The sequence below is a fragment of the Arthrobacter cheniae genome (assembly GCF_003602275.1).
Lineage (GTDB): Bacteria > Actinomycetota > Actinomycetes > Actinomycetales > Micrococcaceae > Arthrobacter_D > Arthrobacter_D cheniae.
In genome coordinates this window covers 51,650-68,753 of record NZ_QZVT01000013.1, presented here as the reverse complement: position 1 = coordinate 68,753, position 17,104 = coordinate 51,650, and the positions used below count along the sequence as shown (strand labels likewise).

Below are 17,104 nucleotides of genomic sequence, written 5' to 3'. Positions count from 1 at the left end.
GGTTGGGAGCAGATACCCAGTACAGCTTGGGCATGGTGCCGCCCCAGAGTTTTGTCCAGTATTTGACGTAGTCGGCGCAGTACGCGGTGTCGTATTGGAAGTCCCCGAGTCCGAGGAACGCGTCGATCTCGTCGTCCTGCACGAGCTGGGTGATTGCGGCACCGTTGCGACCGGATGGGCTACTGCGCTTGGAGGTCTTGGGGCCGTTCATGTCACCGACAGCGGCGATCCGAACAGCACCCGCAGGGGGCTCGGACTCGGTAGCGGACGGCGGCGAACTCGCCGGAGCGGTCGCTGAGGGGGCTTGGGTAGTCGGGGACGGCTGGTCAGGCGGCTCCGGAGTGGGGGTGCAACCCGCGAGGGAGAGCACCAGAAGGGCTGCGGCAGAAGTGGCCACAATCCGGAAGGATCTGCGACGAAAAGGTGCTGACTGCATCCGGTAACCCTTCGAGAGCCCGGACCGCAGGTAGCCCCCGAAGGACAGCCAGGCGCACCGGTACCTTTGATATTTCTCATGCCAGGCCCGGTTGTCAACGGCGCTCGATGATTATGAAGGGGTTCGAGTAGCGCTATCGAACCACGCGTTTCGGAGTGGGGAGTTTTGAACGGGCGGGTGACGTGCAGCAGTCAGCTCCACTGGTATCAGCTCAACGCCGAAATGTCCGAGTAGTAGAGGGCCGCCAGGCAGGTGCAATGTCGGGCAGCCGGGGCTGTCACAGTTGCTTTTTCAGGGCCTGCGCCTACGGTTCGCCCACAGATGTACGGCTTTGAGCTTCACCTTTCGGGCTCTACCCGCCCGCAGGACGCTCCTATAGCTGTCAATTCTTGAGGCTGCATGTTCCGTGCCGCTGCCCGCTACCGGGGACAGTTGTTCTGGGTCACCCACTGCTACCGCTGCTTGGGAGCGGTTCGACGGCTTCCATTCCGAGCCGTGGATAACCGGAATCACCTCCAGCCGTGGACAGCTCGTCTGTCAGCTGGGATTCTCATGCAATGGGGAGAGCTGCTTGGGTTGGATTGATCGGAATAGCCTTCTGGTTAGCCGGATGTTCGAACAGTTCAGACCCTGCCCCTTCTGAGCCGACTGCTGGGCCCCAGTCCGTCATGCCGGGATCGGTAGCCGACTCAGAAGCTCAGGGCGGGCTTCCGGCGGAGGCCATCACCGCGGCGCAGACTCCGCCGCCGCAAGAGCGGACCTATCCCTTCCCTGAAGCCGGGTGGCTTGAGGGCGGAGCGAAGTTCGCGATCGTGCTCGCCGGCAGCTCAAGCTGTCCAGCGTTCCCGTCTTCGATTGAGGTCGTCGATGCTCATCGCCTGAAGATTGGTATTGCCAGGCGGGAAGCGGAAGTTTGCTCAGCTGACATGGCACCGCGCACGCACATGTTCAGGACACCTGCAGAGATCGACAGCTCACAGGAAGTCACCCTTGAGTACAGCGGTGGGGGAACGGTCCTTCTGCCGCCGCTTTGAACACCCTTTGAAGTTCAACCCGTCGCCGGTACCCGATTCCTGAGCCAGCTTCGGTATCTCGAGGCAAGGAGGTCGTTGCGCATTAACTACACGTAGGCATCTCACGGCGTCTCGTGGAGTCTAGGCTCTAGGCCATGATGACCAACCAGCGCCTCGAGCCGCTGCTCGAGCAGTACGACTGGGCGACGGAGCGACTCCTCACTCGCCTCACCGGGCCTACCACCAACTCAGGTGATGACAACGACGTCGCCGTACCGGTGCTGACAGACGCCGAGTACCTCTGGGAACCGGTCGACGCGTGCTGGTCGGTACGAAGGCGCGCCGACGGGCCAGGACCGGGCGCCATGAAACTGATCGGCGCGGGTGAGTGGGGGCGGGACGGTGCCCCCGAAAGTCCGTGGCCTCCGCCTTTCACGACGATCGCCTGGCGGCTCGATCACATCTCCGAGACACTGATAGGCCGATCCAACCACCTCGGGGGCGACCGCACGTTCAGTCGAGCGACCTACGAATCCCGACCCGATGCAGCCGGCGCCATCGAGAGGTTCCGTCAGGCCGCAGCCGACTGGCGCCGGGCACTACTCGATGTCGACGAGTCCGACTATGACGGGACCGGGCTCAGCAGCTACCCGTATGGCAGCGATGCCGAGGAGACCTTTCCGTCGATCGTGTGGTGGATGAACCAGGAGATCCTGCACCACGGAGCCGAGATCGCACTGCTCCGTGATCTCTACATTCACCACGCTCAATAGAAGGTGGCGGATTCTTGGTGCTTGTTTGTTCGATGACGGAACAGCTCACCCACGCGCCGCTGACTTTCTGCTGCGTGCGGCGTCTCCTTTGTACGAGTAAGCCACTGGATGGAGCAATGGAGGCATCTAATCTCCCGGGAACTGGTGTGAACAGGGTTCATGACGGTGGACGGTGTGGTGGATTCGCCCGCGGTGCCCAGTGGTGTCCTGCTGAAGCCGTTGCCGTCACCAGCTCGTCTAGTGATGGTGGACCGGCCGTGATCGCCCACCAGACAGGTGACTGTTATCGGCTGATCTATTCGTCCACGGCAGGAACCCCCGTGATTTGCTCCAGGGCATACACGCCGGCGGCGAGACCGTTATCGGCGCGGACTGCGGCGCCCAGCTCTTCGGCACGAGAGGCGTAAGAGCCGGTGTGCACGAGGTCGCCGAGACGGCCGGTCAGGGTTGTGCCCAGACGCTTGGCCGGTAGCGGCGCAGGTCCGACGCCGAGCGCATGGACCCGCGCGCCCCAGAATGGCTGATCGCCAAGGAACGGGACGACCAGTGTCGGCCGACCCGCCCGTATACCGGCCGCAGTCGAACCCGCACCGCCGTGGTGCACGACCGCCGCGACACGCGGGAACAGCCATTCGTGGGGCGCACCCTCCAGGACCAGGACGTCGTCGGTCCGGGCCTCACCAGGAGCGATGCCGCCCCACCCGGTCGCCACGACTCCGCGTAAACCATGAACCCGCAGCGCGGCCAGGACGGCGTCCCGGCGCTGGTTCGCTCCCTTACCGAAGCCCATGGAGCCGAACCCGACGTAGACCGGAGGCTCGCCCACCGCGAGGAAGTCCACCAGTTGCGCGGGCGGGTCCCAATCGCCGTCGTCGCTGTGATCCAGAAACCAGTATCCGGTGACGTGGGCCGAAGGCGGGTAGTCCTCGGGGACGGGTACAACGTGCCTGCTGTACGGATAGAGGACGTGGACCGGACTACCGTCCGGATTCTTGAGCGGATCGGCGAGACGGCGGGTATGACCCAGGCCCACCTCGCGCCGGAAGTCGTTGATCATGCCGCCATAGATGGCCCCACTCATCCGGCGGACTTCGTAGGACGCACGATTTCCCCACGCCCCGAAGGAGGCGCCGCCGAAGATGGGCATGGCGTACGCACGCGTCGGGGTATAGAACGGCAACGGGAGGGAAAGCACACCAGGAACCCTCAGCGCCTCTGCGATGTGCGGCCCGGCAAGACACTTGGGGTGGTACACGACGACGTCCGGGTGCGCCGCCTGCGCCGCATCCCAGCACTCCGCGTTCAGCTCTCGCATCGCGGCGGTCATCATCCCCAGTTTTCGCAGCGCATCCGAGGGACCGCTCAGCTCGGGCATCAGCTCCTGAAGAAGGCGCAGCATCGTGGAGCCCGTGGGATGGTGCGTGATAGTTCCGGGACCGGCTTGTGGCACCAGATCAGCAAACCCACCAGGGACAGCGAGGGTGACGTCGTGTCCCGCGCGGGCAAGCGCACCTGCAAGTGCGGCAAAGGGCTGAATATCGCCGCGTGTCCCAATCGATATGACCAGCACATGCATGGCGGGCTCCTCCAGACGGGAATCCATGGCCGCCCGAAGGCGGGCGGCACGCCGCCGACCAGGCCTCCCAGCACACCCATTGGGGATGCTACACCTTTCCATTGTGATGAACCCGGACTTGTTGCAGGGGCATACGGCCCGGCCGTCACAGGTTGTATGACTCGGTCCATGTCCTGCGACACCTTCCGCCGGACCCGGGTGGGCGGCTTTCCTGGTCTGGCTCGACACGCAGCCTTCGCCGTGCCGAATGAAGGCTTTCATGATGCGTACTCCTTCGACCAAGAACAGCGATAGGGATCGAACGTCAACAGGGTCACGCTGAGGATCACGTCGGCCCCGCACAAGGGACACCTCGGGGATGACAGCGCGTTGACAGCACCAGACAGCACTCGTGAATTGTCACGTGAACTCCTCGCCGGTACCTGACCGGTGAGGTGATCGCATCGGACGGCGATTATCGGGTGCCGCTCATAGGAACCCGGGAGGCTGGATGGTGAAGGGAGAGCCGTGATAGCAGAGCTGAACAGACTCATTGAACTGGTCGAGGACAGTCTGACCGAGAATCTGCACGTACCCGTCGTGGCGACGGAACTCGGGACGACGGAGTATCACCTCCGGCGGATGTTCTCGTCGCTGGCCGGTATGCCGCTGTCGGAGTACATCCGGCGCCGCCGAATGACACTGGCCGCGGCGGACGTGCTGGGCGATGGTGACCTGCTGAGTATCTCGGTGCGCTACGGCTACGGGTCGACTGAGGCCTTCAGTAGGGCGTTTCGCTCCGTGCACGGCGTCACGCCTGGCGATGTACGCCGGGACGGCGGACCCCTTCGCACACAACCACAGCTCAGGTTCCGCCTGACCGTAGAAGGGAATACCACCATGGACACCCGCATCTCAGAACGCCCAGCGTTCCGTCTCGTCGGCCACGCAGCCCGAGTACCACTCATTCACCAGGGCATCAATCCACATATCCAGGCGCACATCGCGTCCTTGCCGGCCGAGGAGCACGACCGACTCAAAGGGCTGGGCAACACCGAGCCGGCCGGTCTGCTGCAGGTGAGTGCCGACGTCGATCCCGACTACGCCGAAGGCAGTGAGCTGACCTACCTGCACGGTGTCGCGATCACCGCGACAGCCGGGCTACCGGAGGATCTCCACGCGATCGAGGTTCCCGCCGGTACATGGGCGGTGTTCCGTACCGAGGGCGAGTACCCGGCTACTCTGCAATCCTTCTGGGCGGCGACTGCCACGGAGTGGTTTCCCTCCAATCCGTGGCGTCTGCGCCCGGGCCCGTCGATCGTCGCGATCCTCGACCGTGCCGACGATTTCAGCACGGCCACCTGCGAGCTGTGGCTCCCTGTCGAACACGGCTGATCAGGTCGCCAGCAGTCCTTGAGCCGGACCACTGCTGCCATCTCTAGGATTTGTCCTGGAAGCGCCAGCACGACACCCGTTGTCGTGCTGGCCGGGCGGTGATTTCCGAGGTAGGCATAGGACCAAGGCGGAAAATGCACGCACGCTGTGGTCCTTGATTGGAGCAGGGACGATGATGCTGTGAGCCGTAGTGGGTAAATGGCGCGTTGTTCGCAACGTTCAATCGCCGATTGCGCAGCCCCGCAGGACCATCGGTGTACAGCCTGTCGGGGTGCCGGTTAGAACCGGCACAACAACGTCGTTTCACGGCTGCGATCCAGACACTTCAAGGACGTTGTCCCTGAGCAGCTATAGGCGGCTCGATGGTCGAGGCAGCGTCAGGAAGGTCCATTTCCCGGGCTTGGTGGGGTTGATTCACACGACGGAGGCTAACCTCCGTTGGGTTGAGAGAACGATAAATCGATGGATCCGGTTCTCCGCGATACTCTCGTGCCTATCCTCGTCGACGTCGCTGCTACTGGTGCGCCGATGCCCCGCGTCGAAGATAAGGCACATGGGACGAAAGTACGAGACGCGCATCGGCCAGATCATGCTCGTCCGACGGGTCCGGTAAGGGAGTGGCGGTGTTCCGGGACCATAACTCGGCGGGAAGACTTGCTGATCTAGCGGACCAGATCCAAGAGTGGGTCATCGAGGAACTGTGGCGAAGCGGCAGCAGTTGGCCGCAGTGTCCACGTCACCCCACCACGCACCCTGCGCAACCGGTGGTTGGGCATGTGTCTGGGATTGCCCCCTAGATCGATCGCTGCTCGCTCAAATCGGCGAATTGGATCCTTCCCTCTGAGGGAGAGTGGTGGGGCGACCAGGAGTTGCTCACCGCGAGCAAGAATCGGGCAACTGGCTGAGCCGGCATGCTACCCCGCATGACGTTGTCATGTGAGAGGGACGTGTAGCTGCTGCAAGATGCGTCCCTTGGCGCAGCCTCAAGGGGCCTGGCCACGCCTGCTCGCACCACTGACGAGTGATGTTGCGCCTGGCCGGGCGCGGGCTACGGGTCGCGCAACTGATTGTGCCTGCGGTGTTCAGTATCATCGCTGGAGGACCTGGTGTGGTCACTAATGCTTTGGGATACTCCCAGCATGAGCACCGGAGCATTTCCCATCATCAGCGTTCAGGATCTTCGCGCCTCACGGGTTTTCTATGAACGACTTGGATTCTCTCAGACATACCAGTTTCCGCCGGACGGCGGGCCGGGATTTGTGACGATGGAGCGTGAGGGCTCGAGTATTGGTCTGGGGACTGGCAGTAGCGATGAGGACCCGTTCGGCCTATGGGTCTATGTCGAGGACGTCGATTCAACCCTCGTAAATTTACAAACCTTGGGTGCGCCAGTGATCGCCGGGCCCGAAGACCAGCCCTGGGGCGAGCGTGTGGCTCGAACTCGAGACCCAAACGGGAACCTGGTAATCCTTGGTGCTCCAACTACGGGAGAAGCTGACTCTCGCCGATGAGCGGACGGACCCTTGAAGAGTCCCGTCCCGTTTGTCGGTGACCGGCGACGGTGCGCCCGGAGACCAGTTCCCGCTCGAACTCCGCGAGGACCTCCTTGCCGCCGAACGGTCCTCATCGTCACCGGAGCCACCACGGCGAAAGTCGAGGCAAATAACACGCCATCAAGAACATCAGACGTACCGGACGCGGCTTCGTGAACAGCGCTGACTGCAGAACCCGCATCCTCTTGAGAAGCATCGTCAGAAAGGCACGCTGATCATCTCCTCAGCAGTGGAATCGACCACCAACCACGGAGAGCCCGTCAACCACCCACACCACCACCAAGAGACTCAGGCAGCGGTCACCGCCACGGTCCGCGTCGCCTGGACCCGGCCCGTGAGCCAGTGGATGAAGTCGACCGCGATCGTGTACTGCCCTGGCGCCGGCGGCCGCAGCAGGAAGTCGAACTTCTCGGCTGCGCCTGACCTGATGATGCTGGTGAGAAGCGGCTGTCCTGCCGTCGACGGGTGCACAGCCGGCCCCGTCGGACTGGGAGTCGTCCAGAACGGACGCCCGTCGTGCCCGATGAGTTCGGCCATCTGCACTGGTCTCCCGGCTGCGTCCAGGAATCGTGTGCGCGTGGGGAAGTAGTCTACGTTCACCATGCGCACCAGCGTCGGTTGCTTGCTGCCGCCCGTCACATTGGCCTTCATGGCGGACATCGCCCACACCCGGTCGCCCTTGGGCCGCGCGGGAATCGTCCCGCCCAGGATGAAGAAGTGCTTTGCCTCGAAGCGGTTGAGGCCTGCGTCGTCACCCGACAGACCCGCCGCGTGGTTCAGTTCGTGCCACCGGGGATCGATCGAGTAGGGAGCGAGGAATGTCTCCGTCGCGATGTCGTACAGAGGGCCCTCGGAGGAGTGGCGGCGGGATCCCGCCGGCGTCGGGCGAGCGGGATCGGTCCTGGGGTCCACCACGAGTGCTCCGAACATGCCCATCTGAACGTGCAGGGGCGTGTTCACATGGCAATGGTAGAAGTAGGTCCCTGCGGAGCCCCTGTTCGGGTTGCCGGCCTCTGGGTGTTCCGGCCGCCATTGGTAGGTGTAGTCACCGTTCACTTCGAAGGAAGTGTGGCCCACGCCGTCGTTCCGTGGATCCGGTTCGATACCGTGCCAGTGGATCGTGTGGACGTTCTTCTTCGGTTTGACTGTCGCCTGGAAGATGTCCCCCTCGGCCATCCTGACGATCGGGCCGGGCAACTGCCGACCTGACGTGTCGTTCTCGAAGCTCCACACCTCGTGTTCGGATCCGTCCGGGAATCTCAGATCCTTGCCGAAGAAGTCCAGTTCCACCGACACGTTCGGACGGAGAGGGAATTCTGTCTCGGGGCTGCCCTCGTGCGGCTGGTTCGAGGCGAAGTCCACCTGGCTCCGGAACGTGTGGTGCGCGTCGTCCTCGACGGTGCCCGGCAGACCCGGTTCGCGTACAGGACCGACGGCGAGTACCCAGTCGGCCATCAAGCCCCCTGGGTAAAGCCCTCCCGCTGCGGTCTGCGACGGCTCGGCATGGCAGTGCATGGGATATTTCCAGTCCTCGTCCCTCGCGTTCCACACTGCGTCGATCGACTCCGGCGGACGTCGGACCGGAAGCATCGCCTCTTTGCGTTCTCTCGGCTGAAGTTGGACCGTGTCTTCCCACTGTTGAAGGACCACATCGCCGGCCGGACTCACCCTGCCGTTCGATCGAGGGAAGTCGTTGCCGTTGGCCCGCACCGTCCACACGTGATTCCCGTGGAAATGCAGCTGGTGGGTGACGATGCCGGCGTTGAGCGTCCGCATGAGCTGACCGGTGCGGACTGCACCCGAGGCAGGTGACGCGCTGAAATTGCGCACGTCGGTCTCCCGCGGATACCCCGACGGCAACGTGTCCTCTTCCCGGCGCTTGTTGAACTCCTCATCGGTGGTCAAGGCCAGGGCCTGGAAGCCGGAGTACCCGTTCAGCGTGAAATACCGTGGCACGGCCGGGGTGGTCAGAGGGTTGACCGTCTGCCCCTGTGACGCGATACGAGCCCAGGTCGACTCCACGTCATGGCACATCCACAGCCACTGGCGTTCGAACTCGGGCCCGCCGGTGTTGAGCCGCCAGGCATCGGCAGGGTCGATGACCACGAGGCCTCCGTACAGACCCAAGGTCCTCTCCACGGGCTCGTTGCCTGGATCGGAGAACAGGTAGGTTCCGGGCGCTGGCGCGGGGAGTTCCACGAGTCGGGTCTGCCCCGGCTCCACCAGGCCGCTGGTGACGTCCGCGCCTGCCGGACCCGCGCCGTGGAAGCGCAACTGGTGGGGCTGGGACAGAGTGTTCTGCAGCAGGATGCTGATAGTGCTTCCCGTCTCCGCGATCAGCGTGCGCTCAGGAAAGGAGCTTGCCCAATACGCGCGCCTCGGGAGGAAGTTCCGCTGGTAGGCCGGGTCCGGACCCGAAGGAGCGGGCCTACCGGAGGGCGGTACGGGTGAGTTCAGGGGATAGGTGCGGCTCGGGACCACCGGACCCGCGGCAGTGAACACCTGCGGGCTGAGCTTCAGCGCCGGATTCGCATCGTCGATCCGTGTTGCCCTGTCGCCGAATCCCCGGTGGTAGACGAGTGACCCGTCCACCATGGGCAGGTACCCCTCATTGATGTAGATGTTCAGCGGGCTCATGAGAATGCTCCGCTCATGGTCAGGGGCGGCAGGGCGAGCCGCAGGGGTATGTCCAATACCAGGTCCGAGAACTCGAGTTCGAGGTCCGCGAGCGAGTGGGGTGCGAGGTAGCTGATGAGGATACGCTCCCGGGCTGCAGCACCCAGGGGACCGGGCGGCCGGTCCGTGTCCTGGTGGGTGATCGTCGTTCCGGCCTGCGCGAGTTTGAGGCGCAGCTGAGCGGGACTGAACAACACCGGAGTCCGCCCTGCGTTGTGGACCTCCGCTTCAAGCACCAGCACGTCCCCCCACGTCAGATTCACGGGTTGTGGCCACGAGTGGTCCTGGGTGGGGCCGTCGTGGCCCTGGTGGAGGCCGCTGGTGATCGCCCCCGCGGAGGCGGCCACGGCCCGACGTGAGTCCGGCGTGCCTCGGCCTGCGAAGTGCGCGCGAGCTGTCAGAAGGTTGTTCGTCGCAGTGTGGCCCTGCGCGTCGAGGCGGGCGAAGCGGCTGCCGCGAATGATCGATACTTCTCCGAAGGTGGTACGCATGCTGGTTCTGGTGGCGCCGCCACTGTGCGCGACGACGCCGTAGGTGCCGCCGGCTATGAGGAGGACAACTCCTCCACTGGCCGCCATGCCGAATTGGCGGCGGTTCAATTCTTTGCTGAAGAACGTAGGGGCAGGACGAGGCATGGCGACTCCAATGGCATGTCGGGGTGCAGCTATCGTGGGTGACGCAGCCTATGAAAACCTTGCGCCCGCAGCGAGACCGTGACGGAGAAGCCGTCGTTTCGCACCGCGGCCGCCAAGCGGCGGGCCCTGGTGCCGGCCAATGGCTACTACGAGTGGCAGAAGAACGAGGACGGGACGAAGACCCCGCACTCCGCACACGAGGCGCTCGGGCACATTCATGACCGGACGCCGGTCATCACCCCGGGGGAGCTGCAGGATCAGTGGCTGGACCCGACCATGATGAAGCGGGACCAGGTGCAGCACTTCATCGACACCATCCCCAAGCCCAACCTCATCCCGTGGATTGTCGGGAAAGAGGTCGGATCAGTGCGGAACAACGGGCCGCAGCTTGTACGAGAGGTCGCTTGATGGGATTCACAAGCCACCCAGAAGCCACGTCGCTCGCTCATCAAGGCATGACTGGCGCAGCCTGGAGGGCGATTGACGCTGCCCGCAGGAAGCGTCTGCTGTCTTGTGCGATTGCCGCGACTGAGGCTATCAACTGGGCCTGTTCTCTAGATGAACAGCTGAACGCAGAAGATCCTGCGTATAGGATCGCCGCGACTCTCATAGCGACGGGTGTTCCTTGCCCGGCCTCAGGTATGCGAGAGATTGCGTGATGCATCAGGTGATCGTGACAGCTGCAGAGGACAATCGAAGCTTCTTTGACCGCGCGCTGGGGGAGTTGCTCACATTGTCTCTTCGTACCCAGTCTGGGCACGGACAACATCGCTACCCGAGCCAACAGGGAGACACAAACACGAAGATCGGAAGGACGCCTATGAGGCGCACATTGCCGAGCGTGGTGTTAGGAAACCCTTGTTTGCGGCCCTGCGCTTCCTTGCCGAGGAGCTAGACGGCAAAGTCGAGCTGTCACCGATCGATCAACCGGATTGGTATGAAGTGTTGTCATCCCAGGAGAGCGTGGCCATCAGTGATGGCCCATGAAGCGGGACTAACTTGTGACGACAGGGAGCGTTACGTATGGGTACGCCCTGCTCAACGGCCGCCGCACGCAAGAGAATGGTGCGCTGGACACTCGTCGTCGACTCTTTTGCGCACCGATGAAGCAACAGCACCAGTAGCCTCCAGTGCACTTCCCTTTGGCCGGCGCTGAAGTACCGGGACCGGGCAGGAGTTGTACGATCGCAACTCAGTCGTCGAGGCGGCGGTTCTGCCAGTAGAACTCGCGGTCGTGATCGCTGATTTGTCGAAGGACTCGGCAGGGAACGCCGACGGCGACTACCCCTGAGGGGAGGTCACGGGTTACGACGCTTCCGGCACCGATGACCGTGTCATCGCCGATGGTGACGCCGGGCATGATCTGTGCGCCTCCTCCGATCCACACGTTGGATCCGATGTGCACGGGCAGGTTGTACTGCAAACCTCGGGCGCGCAACTCAGGCAAGATTGGATGGCCGGCTGTCGCGACGACGACGTTGGGCCCGAACATCGTATTGCTGCCTATGTAGATGTCTCCGTCATCGACGAGGGTGAGGTTGAAGTTCGCGTACACGCTGTCGCCGACGAACACGTGACGGCCACCCCAGTTCGCGTGCATCGGAGCCTCGAAATAGCAGTCCTTACCGAGGGACCCGAACATCAGGGGCAGCAAGCGTGCTCGTTCGTCCTGCTGTGACGGGCGGGTGGAGTTGTAGTCGTACAAGAGCTCCAGCGCTTGGGCCTGCTCCGCCAGAATGCGAGCCTCATTGGGGTCGTAGACCCGGCCGGTGAGCATTCGTTCGTGGTTGTCCATCGTGTTGTCCTTGGGTGAAAGAGGGAGCCGACGAACCGGTTTCAGTAGCCGTTGTACTCGTCCTCGGTGATGTGCCCACCCCAGGTGGTGGTCGTGGCAGGTTCTTCGTCGCTATCTTGTGCTCGTTAGTCTTGTGCGGCGAAACCGTGGGTGTGTGCAGCGGGACTCTTGGTTCCTGCTGTGCACCTGGGGCGGGACAAGCAGCGGACCCTGGGGAGCCGGGCCGGAGCGTCCCTACCACCACGCTCCAGTCAAAATTCGGCGCGGTGGTAGGGGTTACGCCATGTTCCGGTCCGGGTATTGGCTAGGCGAAGGTGGAGGCGTCGATGACGAAGCGGTATCGGACATCCGAGGCGAGGACCCGCTCGTAGGCGTCGTTGATCTTCTCGGCAGGGATGACCTCGATCTCGGCACCGATGCCATTCTGGGCGCAGAAGTCGAGCATTTCCTGTGTTTCGGCGATGCCGCCGATCATGGAGCCGGCGAATGAGCGGCGACCGCCGATGAGCGCCATCGCGTTCACCGGCAGTGGCTCGGCGGGCGCGCCGACGTTGACCAGGGCGCCGTCGACCGTCAGGAGTCCAAGGAAGGCGCTGATGTCGATCCGGGCGCTGACGGTGTTGATGATGAGGTCGAATGAACTGGCCAGGTCGGTGAACGTGGTTTCGTCGCTGGTGGCGTAGTAGTGGTCCGCGCCCAGGCGGAGGCCGTCTTCCTGCTTCTTGAGGGATTGTGAGAGGACGGTGACTTCGGCGCCCATGGCGTGCGCGATCTTGACGGCCATGTGACCGAGGCCGCCGAGGCCGATCACGGCGATCTTCTTGCCGGGGCCGGCGCCCCAGCGGTGCAGGGGTGAGTAGGTGGTGATGCCGGCGCAGAGCAGGGGGGCGGCGACGTCGAGCTCGATGCCCTCGGGGATCCCCAGCACGAAGTCCTCGGTGACGACGACGTGGGTGGAGTAGCCGCCCTGCGTGACGGTACCGTCGCGGTCGGTGGCGCCGTAGGTGCCCACCATCCCGTTGACGCAGTACTGCTCGTCGCCCACCCTGCAGTTCTTGCACTCCCCGCAGGAGTTCACCATGCAGCCGACGCCGACCCGATCGCCGACGGCGTGCCGGGTCACCTCGGAACCGACCTCCGCGACGATGCCCGCGATCTCATGTCCGGGTACCAGGGGGTAGGGCTGCGGCCCCCAGTCCCCGCGCACGGTGTGGATGTCGGAGTGGCAGATTCCGGCGTACTTGATCTCGATCAGGATGTCATGGGGACCGACGTCGCGGCGTTCGATGGTCGTGGGGGCGAGGTCCCCGTCGGCGGAGGGTGAGGCGTAGGCGTGAATGGTGGTGGTCATGGGTTTCTCCTTCTAGGGGTGTTCAGTTGCTGGTTGCGGCCGGCCGGCCATAGTCCTGGTCGGTGACGTGCTCGCCCCACGTCACGACCTGGCCCTGGCCGTCCGCTTCCTGGATGGCCATGTGGGCCATGAAGCGGTCGGTGGTGGCACCGTGCCAGTGCTCTTCGTAAGGTTCGATGTAGGCCACGTCGCCCGGGCGGATTTCCTGCACGGCTCCGCCGCGGCGGGCGACGTAGCCGATGCCGTCGGTGACATAGAGGGTCTGGCCCTTGGGGTGGGTGTGCCAGGCGGTGCGGGCGCCCGGGCTGAACCGCACGTGGGCGCAGCCGACCGCGGACTGCTCGTCGGGGTTGCGTACGCCATCGATGTGGACGGTGCCCGAGAACCAGGCCTCCGGTCCCACCGCACTCTGGCCGCCGTTCGGGGTGTACTTCATTGTCGATGCCTTCCTTCGTGAGGGCGCGCCCGACGGGCGGACCGTTGGGTCCGCCGGGGGCGCATTGTGCCTATCGCTTCTTGGTTTTCTTGAGGTCGTCGGCTAGGGAGCGTGCTTCGTCCGACAGCTGTGCGGCCCTGGACTCGTCCCCGTCCTGGATGGCCTGCCAGTAGTCGATCTTCAGTGCGACGTAGCGTTTGCGCAGGGCGATGGATTTCGCTTCGACGGCCAGCTGTTCCTGCTGGGCCTTCAAAAGCTCGATCTGCTCCGGGGCAGCAGCCGCCCCAAGCGCTCCGTTCCCGATGTAGCGGCGCATGTCACTCACGGACATTCCCGTTGCGCTCAGGCAGGAGACCCAGGTCAGCAGATCCAGATCCTCTGGCGTGTAGACCCGGTGCTTGCTGCTCGCACCGCGGGAGATCGGAGTGATCACACCGATCGACTCGTAATAGCGCAACGTGCTCGCCGGCAATCCCGTCAGGGCCGCCGCTTCCTTGATGGTGTAGGTCTTTCGGACGGTCGGTGCGCTCACACCATCAACGATAGGAACTTCAAGTACTTGAAGACAAGCCGCCCTCGGCAGCGAGGAAACTTGCACGACGCGACAGTCCGCGCCCAGCACTGCCGGTCTCGCCGAAGGATCCCTTGATCGGACGGACTGCACGCATCGGCGGAGAATCGACGTGACAGGGGTAGGTGTCCCCGGTAGGACGGGGTGGGGCAGAAAGGGGTGGAGGGCTGAGGGAAGAGTCAGGACGCGAAGTCGAAAGAGTTCACGACTGCGTCAGCGCCGGCTTCCTCGAGGTAGTTGGTGAGGCTGTGCTGCTCGAGCAGGGCGGTCACCTCGATCGCGACATTTCCTCCATCCCAGTCAAGGAGGAACAGACGCATCTCCAGGGGCGCGCCGATGACGTGATGGAGATCAGAGACCCCGCCGCCGATAAGGACGGGAACAGCATTGAGAGCACCGGGCGGACAGGGGGTCCTCCACTCACTATCGAGTGTCAGGTCGAGCACTACACCGGGCAAGCCGCCCACCGTCACGGGGACGTCCCGCATAACCTGAAGGCCCGGTACCGTGCGGTACCAGGTTGCGAGTTCTGCGTCGCTCGTACCGATTTCGGGTTGGGGTTGCTCACCGCAGGGCGCCGGTGCACGGACATTTTGGTACACGCCGATGTAGCTGCCGCCCCAGGTGCCCTCCTCCGGATCGTCGATCCTGCTCAGCAGCATATTGCCCGGCAGGTCCTCGCGATTGGTCCAGCCCTCGGGCACCGTGTAAGTGAGGGCTGGCTCGAAGGACGTCGTCTCGTAGGTACCCGCAGCAAGGGTGCCCAGGCAGATACCCCCGCCCGGCTCAGGACAAACAAATGGGGCTGACTTTTCCGGCTCATCCAGGGACGCGCCCTCGGGGGTCGCGGCCTGAGCGGCAGCGGCGACCTCCTTCTCGCTAAGGGCCCGTGGCCAGGTACGCACGTCCGTGATGGTGCCGCCGAAAAAGTTGGACGGTTGTCGCCGTGTCTGGCCGCGACCGATCAGGAGTGGACCGTCCGCCGCGTACACACTGTCCGTGGCGATGCCCTGGTCGCTCACCGGGTAACCGTTGAGGAAGAATCGGGCCCGACCGCCATCGGCGTCGTAAACCCCTGCGAGGTGAACCCATGCGTCCGGTTCCACCTCCACCTGTGTTGCTCGATCCCTGTTGGTCACGAAGTCGCCACCATTGCCGTCTTCGGGCTTGACCGAGAACGACCAGAACCCTTCGGCGACACCCAGAAAGAACGCTCCGGCTACGTCCCCTGCCTGAGTGAGGACACTGGTGTATTCCGCTGGCTGCCCCGTTGGACGGGCCCAGGCGCTGACGGTGAAACTAGAATCCGTCGCAATGGGTCCCGGTGTGGAGGTGCTGGCATAGTTTGTGCCGCTGAGCTGCAAGCCCTCGTCCGTCCATCGGGCTCCGTCCTCGGCAGACAGTGCTACATCACCGGCCGAGGCGTCGGGACCTGTCAAGGACCAGACATTCGCAGCACCTAGATCCTCATCAGGGGTGCAAGCGCTGAGCGTTGCTGTCAGGATGCCGGTGAGGATTACCGCGATGGTTTGCGATCGGCGGCTACCAGACGCTCGCGAGGCCGGGCTGATCCCCGGGTCGGCGGTGATTTCCCTGCTGCCCATGATGGTCTCTTGTCATCGTGAAGATTGGGATCTCGGGAGGGAGACCACTACCAGTGCCATCGTGAAGGACTGGTCGCTGGCTCCGAGGATACGCCTGAGGCAAAGCCAAAGAAAGCCAACCACAGGTTCTCTGTCCTCCATCGCAACGGACGGTTCAGGTGGTCGGACAGCGCCGACTGCAGCTACGCGCGGTGCCGCCGCTTTCGAGCCCGCGAGATGAAGAGCCAACTGGCACCAATCACGATCAGCGAAAGCGGGATCGCGCCTGGTTCACTCTCTGCACGGATCTGCGCGATCATGAGCGCAAAGCCGAGCACGACAACAAGTGCTGGTACTAATGTCTTCATCTTCCAATCTTTCATGACTTCGGATTTCCTCTGCATCGCCCGTGGTGTCGATTCTCGGCGGGACGGTCCGATAAACGGTGTGTAGGTGTGGCAATTATCATCAGTGAGTGGTTCTTCCGAACCGCCTGTGAAGAGGAAAAACGAGCGCGTTCAGGGCCGGCTTCCACCTGATCACCCAGCCGGCTCTGCCGCCGCCGGTGAGGTCAAGGGACTGGGTGACGAGGTAGGGGCATTGAAGCCTATTATGGTCGGTCAGCCTGAAGGGCGGTGCCTGAGACGTCGACTTCAGCCGGCAGGGACCCTGCTGACCACTTCGCGACACCGGCCGGATACGCCGAGCACTACCCGGCGAAGGGCTCGGACTCGTGAAGAACCGCAGTTGGTTTTCTTACTGCCCGACTCTGCCGTCGATGCATTCTCGTAGTAGGTCGGCGTTCCCGCAGTGGCGGGCGTACTCTTCGACCCTGTGCACCCTGTGCACCATGAGCTCGCGAATCGCGATACCGTCTCGCCCGACGCGTTGCCCTAGGTCTGAATGGAGGGCTAGAGCGGCGTCAGTCAGTTCCTGTTCACGAGCGAGATCAGTGCGCGCCTCATCGACCACCGCTTCATCCGCCGCCGCGCCGTCGAAGTCCGCGTCACGTCTGCCGTAAAGCGTTGGAAGCGGGGCATCCGTACTGAGCCAGTTTCGCCAGTCTCGTTCCACCTCGGCCAGATGTCGTATCAAGCCGAGTAACGACATCGTAGATGGCGGTACCGAGCGGCGCGCCAACTGATCCGGCGTCAGGCCCTCGCACTTCATGAGGATCGTCAGACGGTAATCGGTGAGGTACTGCTTCAGCGTGGGTAGTTCCCCGTCCGGGCTCACCCCCTCGCTGTTGCGGGGGTCGCGGTCAGGGTCAGCCCACATGTCGGGATAGACGGTGGCCTCGGTCCACCGTGCGGGTCGGTCGCCCATAATCTG

The 17,104-nt window shown here is 63.7% G+C and carries 13 protein-coding genes and 3 pseudogenes; 5 read left to right on the top strand and 11 right to left on the bottom strand.

What is annotated here, in order from left to right; genetic code table 11:
* Window positions 1–397, bottom strand: a pseudogene (locus D6T63_RS17155) (hypothetical protein); the annotation flags it as partial.
* Between the two features lie 1,207 nt (window positions 398–1,604).
* On the opposite strand from D6T63_RS17155, the gene D6T63_RS17150 reads away from it, so the two are divergent.
* Window positions 1,605–2,222: a DinB family protein gene (locus D6T63_RS17150; RefSeq protein ID WP_120150342.1), complete on the top strand. Its 618-nt coding sequence runs from the start codon at window positions 1,605–1,607 to the stop codon at window positions 2,220–2,222.
* Between the two features lie 295 nt (window positions 2,223–2,517).
* On the opposite strand, the gene D6T63_RS17145 is transcribed toward D6T63_RS17150, so the two are convergent.
* Entirely contained in the window at window positions 2,518–3,825 is a 1,308-nt protein-coding gene (locus tag D6T63_RS17145) for a glycosyltransferase (RefSeq protein WP_182977088.1), read from the bottom strand.
* 480 nt (window positions 3,826–4,305) lie between these two features.
* On the opposite strand from D6T63_RS17145, the gene D6T63_RS17140 reads away from it, so the two are divergent.
* The 3 genes and pseudogenes from D6T63_RS17140 to D6T63_RS20315 all read left to right on the top strand — a co-directional run.
* Entirely contained in the window at window positions 4,306–5,172 is an 867-nt protein-coding gene (locus tag D6T63_RS17140) for an AraC family transcriptional regulator (protein WP_120150338.1), read from the top strand.
* 1,118 nt (window positions 5,173–6,290) lie between these two features.
* Window positions 6,291–6,683 (top strand): VOC family protein, encoded by a 393-nt coding sequence (locus tag D6T63_RS17135; protein ID WP_120150336.1) that lies wholly within the window; start codon window positions 6,291–6,293, stop codon window positions 6,681–6,683.
* Window positions 6,684–6,791: 108 nt separating this feature from the next.
* Window positions 6,792–6,940 (top strand): annotated as a pseudogene (locus tag D6T63_RS20315) (ISL3 family transposase); the annotation flags it as partial.
* A gap of 73 nt (window positions 6,941–7,013) precedes the next feature.
* On the opposite strand, the gene D6T63_RS17125 reads toward D6T63_RS20315, so the two are convergent.
* Window positions 7,014–9,362 (bottom strand): multicopper oxidase domain-containing protein, encoded by a 2,349-nt coding sequence (locus tag D6T63_RS17125; RefSeq protein WP_120150334.1) that lies wholly within the window; start codon window positions 9,360–9,362, stop codon window positions 7,014–7,016.
* Complete coding sequence (locus D6T63_RS17120; protein ID WP_147394420.1) at window positions 9,359–10,036, bottom strand: hypothetical protein; 678 nt, start codon at window positions 10,034–10,036, stop codon at window positions 9,359–9,361. The genes D6T63_RS17125 and D6T63_RS17120 overlap by 4 nt, the downstream gene beginning before the upstream one ends.
* Window positions 10,037–10,111: 75 nt before the next feature.
* Here D6T63_RS17120 and D6T63_RS17115 point away from each other — a divergent pair.
* Window positions 10,112–10,444 (top strand): annotated as a pseudogene (locus tag D6T63_RS17115) (SOS response-associated peptidase family protein); the annotation flags it as partial.
* Between the two features lie 784 nt (window positions 10,445–11,228).
* On the opposite strand, the gene D6T63_RS20140 reads toward D6T63_RS17115, so the two are convergent.
* The 7 genes from D6T63_RS20140 to D6T63_RS17070 all read right to left on the bottom strand — a co-directional run bounded on the left by D6T63_RS20140 (window position 11,229) and on the right by D6T63_RS17070 (window position 17,098).
* Entirely contained in the window at window positions 11,229–11,831 is a 603-nt protein-coding gene (locus tag D6T63_RS20140) for a sugar O-acetyltransferase (RefSeq protein WP_120150328.1), read from the bottom strand.
* A gap of 304 nt (window positions 11,832–12,135) precedes the next feature.
* On the bottom strand, window positions 12,136–13,182 hold the full coding sequence (locus D6T63_RS17100; protein ID WP_120150326.1) for an NAD(P)-dependent alcohol dehydrogenase: 1,047 nt from the start codon (window positions 13,180–13,182) through the stop codon (window positions 12,136–12,138).
* A gap of 22 nt (window positions 13,183–13,204) precedes the next feature.
* On the bottom strand, window positions 13,205–13,618 hold the full coding sequence (locus tag D6T63_RS17095) for a (R)-mandelonitrile lyase (protein ID WP_120150324.1): 414 nt from the start codon (window positions 13,616–13,618) through the stop codon (window positions 13,205–13,207).
* A 70-nt stretch (window positions 13,619–13,688) separates the two neighbouring features.
* On the bottom strand, window positions 13,689–14,150 hold the full coding sequence (locus tag D6T63_RS17090) for a MerR family transcriptional regulator (protein ID WP_120150322.1): 462 nt from the start codon (window positions 14,148–14,150) through the stop codon (window positions 13,689–13,691).
* A 218-nt stretch (window positions 14,151–14,368) separates the two neighbouring features.
* Window positions 14,369–15,628 carry a LamG domain-containing protein gene (locus tag D6T63_RS17085; RefSeq protein ID WP_182977086.1) on the bottom strand — a complete coding sequence of 420 codons (1,260 nt, stop codon included), beginning with the start codon at window positions 15,626–15,628 and terminating at the stop codon, window positions 14,369–14,371.
* Between the two features lie 347 nt (window positions 15,629–15,975).
* On the bottom strand, window positions 15,976–16,155 hold the full coding sequence (locus D6T63_RS17080; protein WP_120150318.1) for a hypothetical protein: 180 nt from the start codon (window positions 16,153–16,155) through the stop codon (window positions 15,976–15,978).
* A 373-nt stretch (window positions 16,156–16,528) separates the two neighbouring features.
* Window positions 16,529–17,098 (bottom strand): mycothiol transferase, encoded by a 570-nt coding sequence (locus D6T63_RS17070; RefSeq protein ID WP_120150316.1) that lies wholly within the window; start codon window positions 17,096–17,098, stop codon window positions 16,529–16,531.
* Between the last annotated feature and the right edge of the window lie 6 nt (window positions 17,099–17,104).

Coding starts and splice junctions, on each gene's coding strand:
- D6T63_RS17150 (WP_120150342.1), top strand. CDS start 1,605: ATGATGACCAACCAGCGCCTCGAGCCGCTGCTCGAGCAGTACGACTGG.
- D6T63_RS17145 (WP_182977088.1), bottom strand. CDS start 3,825: ATGGATTCCCGTCTGGAGGAGCCCGCCATGCATGTGCTGGTCATATCG.
- D6T63_RS17135 (WP_120150336.1), top strand. CDS start 6,291: ATGCTTTGGGATACTCCCAGCATGAGCACCGGAGCATTTCCCATCATC.
- D6T63_RS17125 (WP_120150334.1), bottom strand. CDS start 9,362: ATGAGCCCGCTGAACATCTACATCAATGAGGGGTACCTGCCCATGGTG.
- D6T63_RS17120 (WP_147394420.1), bottom strand. CDS start 10,036: ATGCCTCGTCCTGCCCCTACGTTCTTCAGCAAAGAATTGAACCGCCGC.
- D6T63_RS20140 (WP_120150328.1), bottom strand. CDS start 11,831: ATGGACAACCACGAACGAATGCTCACCGGCCGGGTCTACGACCCCAAT.
- D6T63_RS17100 (WP_120150326.1), bottom strand. CDS start 13,182: ATGACCACCACCATTCACGCCTACGCCTCACCCTCCGCCGACGGGGAC.
- D6T63_RS17095 (WP_120150324.1), bottom strand. CDS start 13,618: ATGAAGTACACCCCGAACGGCGGCCAGAGTGCGGTGGGACCGGAGGCC.
- D6T63_RS17080 (WP_120150318.1), bottom strand. CDS start 16,155: ATGAAAGATTGGAAGATGAAGACATTAGTACCAGCACTTGTTGTCGTG.
- D6T63_RS17070 (WP_120150316.1), bottom strand. CDS start 17,098: ATGGGCGACCGACCCGCACGGTGGACCGAGGCCACCGTCTATCCCGAC.